The sequence below is a fragment of the Kineothrix sp. MSJ-39 genome (assembly GCF_018917935.1).
In the GTDB taxonomy this organism is placed as follows: Bacteria; Bacillota; Clostridia; order Lachnospirales; family Lachnospiraceae; genus CAG-194.
The window spans coordinates 131,056-139,312 of the sequence record NZ_JAHLPN010000006.1; the positions used below are offsets into that span (position 1 = coordinate 131,056).

Here is an 8,257-nt window from a genome sequence, read left to right on the forward strand (position 1 = left end):
ATTTTACCCCCCATATTGATGTGCTTCTTATGTCATGGATGTGTTTTCATTATAACACCTGAGAGAAACATCTCTAACTCCATTACACCATAGCCGGAAAGAAGTTCTCTCAATGCCGCAGAAGCTGTTGCAATATATTTTTTCATTTTCCAGGAATCCGGTGAAACGTGCATTTGCAGGAAGACAGCTCCAACCGAACGCAATGGACAAAAGCTGTGTTTGGATTCCGCGCCTCTTTTGAGCCAGCATTTTTGCAAAGTAAATCCCATAGAACACGGCCAATGCAAAAATTGCCAGCAGTGCATATAGCAAATGGTTTTCCAGATCATATTTCATTGGTTTCACTTCCTCCCATACTCGATACCAGCTATGATTCACGCATCCGAAGAATCTTGGTTTTTATGGATCATGGAGCCGATGACAAGACCGACCAACATCCCAAGAGAAATGCCGATTCCAGTATCGTTCCATATCGCCCCGCCAAGTGCAGTGCCGAGGCACATACCAAGACACATGCCCTCTGTTTCATAATCGCCATTCTGTTTTTTGCCTTTCTTCTTCACTGCACTCCTGGCAAAAAAGATTGCCAGCAGCAGTCCCATTGCCACCCAAGGCGAGGCGGCCCGAATAAAATCCCAAATCGAATCCATATTTGCATCTCCCTTATTTACGTTTTGCTTTGTTCATCCCCCATGCAAGACGAGTGTCAGGCCGAAAAGCGGATTTTGCGGGGTTGCCCTCACAGATCTCATGACTGAGGCTGTTCAGATCATAGACTGCCGACCAAATCGTTTCAAAATGCAGCTTCTTTTCATATTGGCAGAGGAACCCTCGCTTGCCGGAGATCAGTTCCTTACATTTTTCAAAAGACATACGTTCGTCCGCCAACACTGATTCCAGCGTTGCCAGACGGTCACGGGTCTGGTACCAGTTTTCATCTTCCGCATTGTATTGCTGCATCGCCGGAGTAATGAAATGGTTCGTAGCTGCAGCGTATTTTTCACACCAGCGAACAGATACCTGCTCTGCCGTACACTCTGCAACAAACATCTCTCCCATACTGTCAGCAACAACAATGTTATGCGCGGAGGAAATCGGAATGTTCTGCAATAACCTGGCCGCTTCCCCAGCAGTTTTGCATTCCTCCAAAATCAGCCGGATCAGAAACCCTCCATTGATTCCGGGTTTCACCGTCTTGGGCAGCAGGAATGTCAACGCCGCTGCCAAGCCATGTTCATTCATCCCGTCCTCCACACAGATCATGGCTGTGGAGTGAGCAAGGAAGATATTTTTATTCTCCGGCATATAGAGTACACTCTCGCTCGTCTTTTTATATTCCGGGAACATATCCATATTGCGGCCAAAGTAAATATGCTCGCCGCTGCGCACAGCGAATACACTGCACCCATGATTGCTCTCAAAACAATACAGGGCAGCCAGCCAGCAGGCTACCGCTTCATAGCGCTGCCCCAAACCATCGGCAAGTCCGCGGACTTCCTGCATGATACCGGGAAGGTATTTCTCGTAGATAGGGAGGCAGGAAAGTCCAAATGTGGTCTGTTGCTCCGGTATGATAATCACAGGAGATAGATCAACACCTGATTTTACAAGCAGCTCTCCATAGTGCCGGCCCATATCATAATGGTTTCCTCTTAATCTTGGATGGTACATCGTGTTACCTCGCATTCATGATCGTATTCTTTTCCCGTATGGAAAGGATGAAGGCTGTCAGCATAAGTGGCAAGCCGCTTATCACTCCAATCATCAACGGCCCCAGGAGAAGTTTGTCAGCGTAAGCCGGATTCAGGAAAAGCATCGGAACACCGGCAAAGGCGTTGATTGCACCGTGACAGAGCGCCGGAACCCAGATGCAGTTTGTTTTCTCGTAGAGGAAGTCAAACACGATCCCCATTGCAATCGTAATGACGCAGAACAGCAGTAGTCCCGTCACCGGAGCGCCCCAATAGCTCGTTCCATACTCATACCCGGCAAGCAGCATAATGGGCCAATGCCAAACACCCCAGACAGTGCCACCGATCAACCGGCCTTTTACAATACCGAAATGTTCTTTCAGAATTGGGTACATCGTTCCTCGCCAGCCAGCTTCCTCTCCAATGGCAAACAGCATATTCACAAATGGAGCGTATGTAATTGCAGATACTGTACTGATGACTGCATACATCTGAACAGAAAGGCCATTGCTCTCCAGCTGGGCTAGTCCTTCATTTCCCAATAATGTGCGGGCATATGCGAAAGTGGTATCCAAAGCATCAGGGACAAGCAGAAAGTATAGTCCGGCTCCAATCATTCCCAAGATTGCCGGAACAAACCACGCAAAGAGGATCCAGCGGATGTTTCCCTTTATATGTGGCTTCCAGCCAATTCTTCGTATTCCCGCTCCCGATAGAACAGCCGCGAGCAGTGGGGCAAACATAGACACTGCCAGCACTACGGAATAACCCATGCTGTTTCCTTTGCGATATAGGACACCGGCAATGATTTGAAAAATCCATGCGGCTCCAAATGCCCAAAGCAAATATTTTGATAGTTTCTTCATAACGAATACCCCCTAATAATAAAAATAACGCAGAACGAACTCGATCTCACATCAAATTCAGCTCTGCGTCTTAGCGTCTGTCTGTTTCAAAAGCGTTATATGAAATTGTCGTAAATCAATGAGTGTTTCCTGCTTGCACTTTGGGCAGAAGAGAAGATAATTCTGAAGAACGGTATCTTCTCGCAGCCACACACGGGTCTTCCCATGACAATGCGGGCATAGCAGCCATTTCCCTTGTTTTTCCATAATCATCACCTATTCGTTCGATGGGGCAGAAATGAGTGTGATCTGCCGTGTTTTGCTGCCTTCCACTGCCTCTTTTTTCATGTACTTGACCGCGATCTGATTGATTTCCGTAAGGAAACCCAAAAATTCCTCGTCCGTCAGTAGCAGCGTGCAGTTTGTAAATAGCAGCATATCCTTCTTGGGATCAGCCTTGCCACTGGAAAAATACTTCGCAAATGCTGCACAGATACTGAGCAGTGACATCTGCACCGCATTTCCGTTTTCATCTTCCGTCGCCATAGCATCTTTGTTTAATTGGTAAACACTTTCAACGGTACCGCGAATTCGATTTTCGCCCACAACCATAAGAATCGTACTATCTGTAAGAATCTTTATGTGCCGATACAGGCTTGCACTGGAAACATCGGGCAGGGCTTTTCTGATCTCCTTGACCGTGCCGGTTTCATGAAGCAAAAAATACTGAAAAATCCGCTGCCGAACAGGATTCATTACAATCTCCGCCATCTCCATAATGCTATCGCTCCTCAAAACGTTCTCTATAAATATTATATTCTCATTTTTGAGAATGTCAAGGGTATCTGTAAAAATTACTGGAAGGCATCACGATCAAAGGTACCTGCTGCAAAGTCAGAAATTTCCTATAAATTCAAAAAAGCTGCATACAGATTAGCATTATGCCATCTGTATACAGCCCTTATCTACTCTGCACTTTCTAAGTCTAATGTTTCAAATTCTTTATCACTCATTTTTCCATAACACATTACAATATTTTATTGAAAAGTGAACTATTCTTCCGCAAACAGCTTCTTTTTCCGCTCGATCATTTCATCAATCTTTTCTATATACAGTGCAACATCCTTCACATTATCACACCGCTCGATCCGTCCGTCCGGGAAGACACGTTTTGTAATGCTGCCTGCACCGAGGGCTACGATCGTCTGCAGTTCCTCCATGATCAGAATATTGTATATGCCATATTTTCCGTCCCGTGCATAGCCCACGTTTTCAAAATTACCGGACATATTTTTTTGCCGGTAGAGATAATAAGGCTGCATGGAAAGTGCCCGTGCGCCTTCTGCTGCAATCTCCATCGTTTCATCCGTATTGTGGATGGAAAATACCTGATGCTCGTCCATATAACGACGCAGTCTGGAAGCCCGTTTGATCGCCAGCGAATGTACGGTCAGCGAATCCGGCGAAAGTGCCTCGATCTGGCGGATCGTTTCTGCCACATCTGCCTCATCCTCACCCGGAAGTCCTAAAATAATATCCATATTGATATTGTCAAAGCCAAGCTCTCTTGCCATATGGTAAGCGTCTACTGCCTGCCTTACCGTATGCCTTCTGCCAATCAGCTGCAGCGTTTTATCATGCATGGTCTGCGGATTGACCGAGATCCTCGTCACACCGTATTTTTTCAAAACCTCCAGTTTTTCTCTTGTGATGCTGTCCGCTCTGCCTGCTTCTACCGTAAATTCTTTTACCGTACTGAAATCAAAGATCTCTTTCAGATTACGGATCAGTCTGTCAAGCTGCTCTGCCTCCAATGTGGTAGGTGTGCCACCGCCGATATACACAGTATCCAATACTTTATCCTTGCAGATCCTTGCCGTTTCCTGCATTTCCCGGATCAGACAGTCAATGTAAGTTTCCACCCGTTCCCGGAATGCGGCGATCGGATAAGAGGTAAACGAGCAGTACAGACAGGTTGTCGGACAAAATGGGATTCCGATGTAAAGGCTGTAGCCATCATGCGTGATCTGGCTTAAGATTGCCTTTTCCCGCTTTGCAATATCAATGGCAAGCTCTGTCTTTTCCCGGCTGACATAATGCTCCTGTTTAAAAAAAGCTGCAACCTCTGCTTCTTCCTTTCCTTCCTCCAGCATCGTCATCGCGATCTTTGTCGGTCTGATGCCTGTCAAGTTACCCCAAGGCAACTTTTTACCTGTATATACTGAAAGGCTTCTGTATAAAAACTTTTTAAACTCATTTTTGAAAGCCGGAGCTGTTCTTTCGATGTCCGCTGTTCCCAGTGTCCATAAAGTTCCATCTTCCGGCTTTATTGTGATCTGTGTTTCATCTACTGTGATGGTGAATACCTGTGCAGGCTCCTCTGCTGACTTCTTTTCCACACTTTCCGGTGTCAGAACCTTTACGGTTTCCTCCGGGTAAAATGCTTTTACCAGTGAATGGATGTCGTATTCCCATCCTGCTTTATTGATCTTAACCTGTATCATCTTATGCTTCTTTCCTATTGTACAAAGGGATTGTATTTTTTCTCATGACCGATCGTTGTTTCGCCGCCATGTCCCGGATAAACCTGCACATCATCCGGCAGTAAAAACAGTTTTTCATTGACAGAACGGATGATAGCGGAATAGCTTCCCGTTTCAAAGTCAGTTCTGCCGACAGATTCCTGAAACAGCGTATCGCCACTGATCAGAACCTTGTCTTTTGCAAAGTAATAACAGCAGCTTCCGACCGTATGTCCCGGTGTTGCGATCACCTTTGCCGTCATGCCTGCCAGTGTGATCTCATCTCCGTCCTTTACATAGACATCCGGTATCACCGTTTCCGGTCTGCCGCACTGTGCGGACAGATTTGTTTCTGCGTTTTCACAAAGTGCCTTTTCCACATCCAGCGCATAGATTTTAGCACCGGACAACTTTCTCAGCTCGTTTGCGCCCCAGATATGGTCAAAATGTCCATGCGTCAGTAAAATACCGGCGATCTGAAGCCCTGCCTTCTGCACCTGTTCATACAGATAGGCTCCCTGATCCGCAGGATCTACAAAAACAGCTTCTTTACTTCCTTCTTCATATAAGTAGTAACAGTTTGTCTGGCACATGCCCAGCATGATTTTCCCGATCTTCATAGATTCCGCGCTCCTTTTATTTTTAGCCTGTCGTTCTCTCGATACTGAGAACACTTTCGATATTATGCAGCTTATCGATCACCCTGTTCAGTTCTTCCTTGGAAGAAATCTCAAACGCTACATTCATCGTTGCAACGCCTTGTTTGCTCGTCCTTGTATTCATGCTCTGGATATCGATATTTTTCTCTGTCAGAGCTCTTGAAACATCCGCCAACAGTCCGTTTCGGTTATTCGCATAGATCGTGATCTCCGCGAAATATCTGCCCTTTCCGTCGATGGACTCTTCCTGCCATTCCGCATCGATCAGACGGCTTCTTTCGATCTCCGGCAGATTGATAATATTGACACAATCCGTTCTGTGGATGGAAATACCTCTGCCTCTTGTCACAAAACCGATGATCTCATCTCCCGGTACAGGCGAACAACACTTCGAGAATCGGACAGCCACATCATGGATGCCCTTCACAACAATACCGTTTTCCGTCTTGGAGCGTGGTAGCATCTGCTTGGCTGCTGCACTTTCCTCCACTGCTTTGATCACTTCTTCATCGGAAAGCTCCTTCGGATGGTCACGGTCATACATTTCCTTCATCTTATTGATGATCTGACCTTCTTTCAGACCACCGTGTCCGAGTGCGGCAAGGACGGATTCCCAGTCACGGAATCCGAATTTTTTCATAATGGATTCCATATATTCCGGACGCATGATATCCACCTGATTGATCGCCTTTGCCTTACAATAAGAAAGCAGAAGTTCACGTCCTTTGATGATATTATCGTCCTTCAGTTCGTTTTTAAACCACTGATTGATCTTATTTTTTGCCTGTGTCGACTTTACAACATTCAGCCAGTCACGGCTCGGGCCCTTGGAGTTCTGACTCGTTAAGATCTCCACACGGTCGCCGTTGTTGATGACGTAATCGATCGTCACCAGCTTGCCGTTGACACGGGCTCCGATCATCTTATTGCCGACAGCGGAATGGATGCTGTATGCAAAATCGATCGGGGTAGAACCGGCAGGCAGGTTTTTGACATCCCCTGTCGGGGTAAAACAATATACACTGTCAGAGAACAGATCCAGATCGCTCTTGAGCAGGTTCATGAACTCTCTGTTATCCGACATATCTCTCTGCCACTCCAGGATCTGGCGCAGCCATGAGAGCTTTTCTTCTTCGGCTCCGGTATTGATCTTTTTACCGTCGGAAGCCTCTTTATATTTCCAGTGGGCGGCAATACCATATTCTGCCGTCTTATGCATTTCATAGGTACGGATCTGGATCTCGAACGGCTGACCGGAAGAACCGATCAGTGTCGTATGCAGCGACTGATACATATTCGCCTTTGGCATGGCAATATAATCTTTAAATCTGCCCGGGATCGGTTTGTACATTTCGTGAATGACACCAAGTGCCGCATAACAATCCTTGACCGTATCCACGATAATACGGACAGCAAACAGATCGTAGATCTGATCGATCGTCTTATTCTGGTTCTTCATCTTCTTATAAATACTGAAGAAATGCTTGACTCTGCCATCAATCTTTGCCTTGATGCCCGCACGTGCAATATGCGCACTGACCTCATCTACAATATCCTGTACATACTTTTCACGTTCTACTTTTCTGACCGCGATCTTATCCACCAGATCATAATATACATCCGGCTGCAAATATTTCAGTGACAAGTCATCCAGCTCGACCTTTACCTTCATGATACCAAGACGCTGCGCGATCGGCGCGTAGATGTCCATGGTTTCTCTGGCTTTCTCCTGCTGCTTTTCCGGTGTCATATGCTTGAGGGTACGCATATTATGCAGTCTGTCGGCAAGTTTGATGATGATGACACGGATGTCCTTTGCCATGGCGAGAAACATCTTACGCATGTTTTCCGCCTGCAGATCCAGCTTGTCGCCCTGATACTGCAACTGTCCCAGCTTTGTCACACCATCGACGAGAAGTGCCACATCGTCACCGAATTCTGCCCGGATCTGATCTGTCGTCATGATCGTATCTTCCACAACATCATGCAGAAGTCCTGCCGCGATCGTTTCTTTGTCCATTTCCAGATCTGCCAGTATGATCGCAACACAAAGCGGGTGGATAATGTATGGCTCGCCGGATTTTCTTGCCTGATCCTTATGTGCATCATTTGCCACCTTATAGGCACGCTCGATCAGCGAAATATCATCACTCGGATGGTATCTTCTCACACGTGTGATCAAATCCTGATACAGCTCCTCCGGTGTTTTGTATTCCGCCATTGCTTCAATATGACCATCATCTAATACCAGTTCGGTTTTTTTCTGTTCTTCAGCCTTTGTCAATTCTTCCACAATATCGCCCACTCAGTCTTCTCTTTGTTTTGAACCGGAAGCCGATTTTCTTCAGCCACCAGTCCATAATATTATATTATTATTTGACATTTTCGTCAATAATCGTCGATTTGTATGGGAGATACACTTGTAGGGTTACAATTGATGTGACACCTACCACTATACAAAAACGGTTGAGTCCTATAGAATTTTAATCGCCAAACCAAAACTCCAATGAAAAGGATTCTCAACCGCCATGAATACAATA

9 protein-coding genes are annotated in these 8,257 nt (G+C 46.0%); all 9 read right to left on the bottom strand.

Annotated elements, in window-relative coordinates; translation table 11 throughout:
* Positions 1-27: 27 nt before the first annotated feature.
* The 9 genes from KQI22_RS05945 to KQI22_RS05985 all read right to left on the bottom strand — a co-directional run bounded on the left by KQI22_RS05945 (position 28) and on the right by KQI22_RS05985 (position 8,013).
* Positions 28-336, bottom strand: a complete 309-nt coding sequence (locus tag KQI22_RS05945; RefSeq protein ID WP_216551200.1) for a hypothetical protein — start codon at positions 334-336, stop codon at positions 28-30.
* A gap of 38 nt (positions 337-374) precedes the next feature.
* Positions 375-650: a hypothetical protein gene (locus KQI22_RS05950; protein ID WP_216551201.1), complete on the bottom strand. Its 276-nt coding sequence runs from the start codon at positions 648-650 to the stop codon at positions 375-377.
* Positions 651-663: 13 nt separating this feature from the next.
* Entirely contained in the window at positions 664-1,671 is a 1,008-nt protein-coding gene (locus tag KQI22_RS05955) for a C45 family autoproteolytic acyltransferase/hydolase (RefSeq protein ID WP_216551202.1), read from the bottom strand.
* Positions 1,672-1,675: 4 nt separating this feature from the next.
* Positions 1,676-2,557, bottom strand: coding sequence for a CPBP family intramembrane glutamic endopeptidase (locus KQI22_RS05960; protein ID WP_216551204.1), 882 nt, complete (start codon positions 2,555-2,557; stop codon positions 1,676-1,678).
* A 57-nt stretch (positions 2,558-2,614) separates the two neighbouring features.
* Complete coding sequence (locus KQI22_RS05965; RefSeq protein WP_216551206.1) at positions 2,615-2,809, bottom strand: cysteine-rich KTR domain-containing protein; 195 nt, start codon at positions 2,807-2,809, stop codon at positions 2,615-2,617.
* Positions 2,810-2,812: 3 nt separating this feature from the next.
* Entirely contained in the window at positions 2,813-3,313 is a 501-nt protein-coding gene (locus KQI22_RS05970; RefSeq protein ID WP_216551208.1) for a helix-turn-helix domain-containing protein, read from the bottom strand.
* 275 nt (positions 3,314-3,588) lie between these two features.
* Positions 3,589-5,040: a coproporphyrinogen dehydrogenase HemZ gene (hemZ, locus tag KQI22_RS05975; protein WP_216551209.1), complete on the bottom strand. Its 1,452-nt coding sequence runs from the start codon at positions 5,038-5,040 to the stop codon at positions 3,589-3,591.
* A gap of 14 nt (positions 5,041-5,054) precedes the next feature.
* On the bottom strand, positions 5,055-5,678 hold the full coding sequence (locus tag KQI22_RS05980; protein ID WP_216551211.1) for an MBL fold metallo-hydrolase: 624 nt from the start codon (positions 5,676-5,678) through the stop codon (positions 5,055-5,057).
* Between the two features lie 22 nt (positions 5,679-5,700).
* Positions 5,701-8,013 carry a RelA/SpoT family protein gene (locus tag KQI22_RS05985; RefSeq protein ID WP_334299610.1) on the bottom strand — a complete coding sequence of 771 codons (2,313 nt, stop codon included), beginning with the start codon at positions 8,011-8,013 and terminating at the stop codon, positions 5,701-5,703.
* Positions 8,014-8,257 lie beyond the last annotated feature (244 nt).

Bases quoted from the DNA above. Each gene is read 5' to 3' on its own strand.
- KQI22_RS05960 (WP_216551204.1), bottom strand. From the start codon at position 2,557: ATGAAGAAACTATCAAAATATTTGCTTTGGGCATTTGGAGCCGCATGG.
- KQI22_RS05970 (WP_216551208.1), bottom strand. From the start codon at position 3,313: ATGGAGATGGCGGAGATTGTAATGAATCCTGTTCGGCAGCGGATTTTT.
- KQI22_RS05955 (WP_216551202.1), bottom strand. From the start codon at position 1,671: ATGTACCATCCAAGATTAAGAGGAAACCATTATGATATGGGCCGGCAC.
- KQI22_RS05980 (WP_216551211.1), bottom strand. From the start codon at position 5,678: ATGAAGATCGGGAAAATCATGCTGGGCATGTGCCAGACAAACTGTTAC.
- hemZ (WP_216551209.1), bottom strand. From the start codon at position 5,040: ATGATACAGGTTAAGATCAATAAAGCAGGATGGGAATACGACATCCAT.
- KQI22_RS05965 (WP_216551206.1), bottom strand. From the start codon at position 2,809: ATGATTATGGAAAAACAAGGGAAATGGCTGCTATGCCCGCATTGTCAT.
- KQI22_RS05945 (WP_216551200.1), bottom strand. From the start codon at position 336: ATGAAATATGATCTGGAAAACCATTTGCTATATGCACTGCTGGCAATT.
- KQI22_RS05950 (WP_216551201.1), bottom strand. From the start codon at position 650: ATGGATTCGATTTGGGATTTTATTCGGGCCGCCTCGCCTTGGGTGGCA.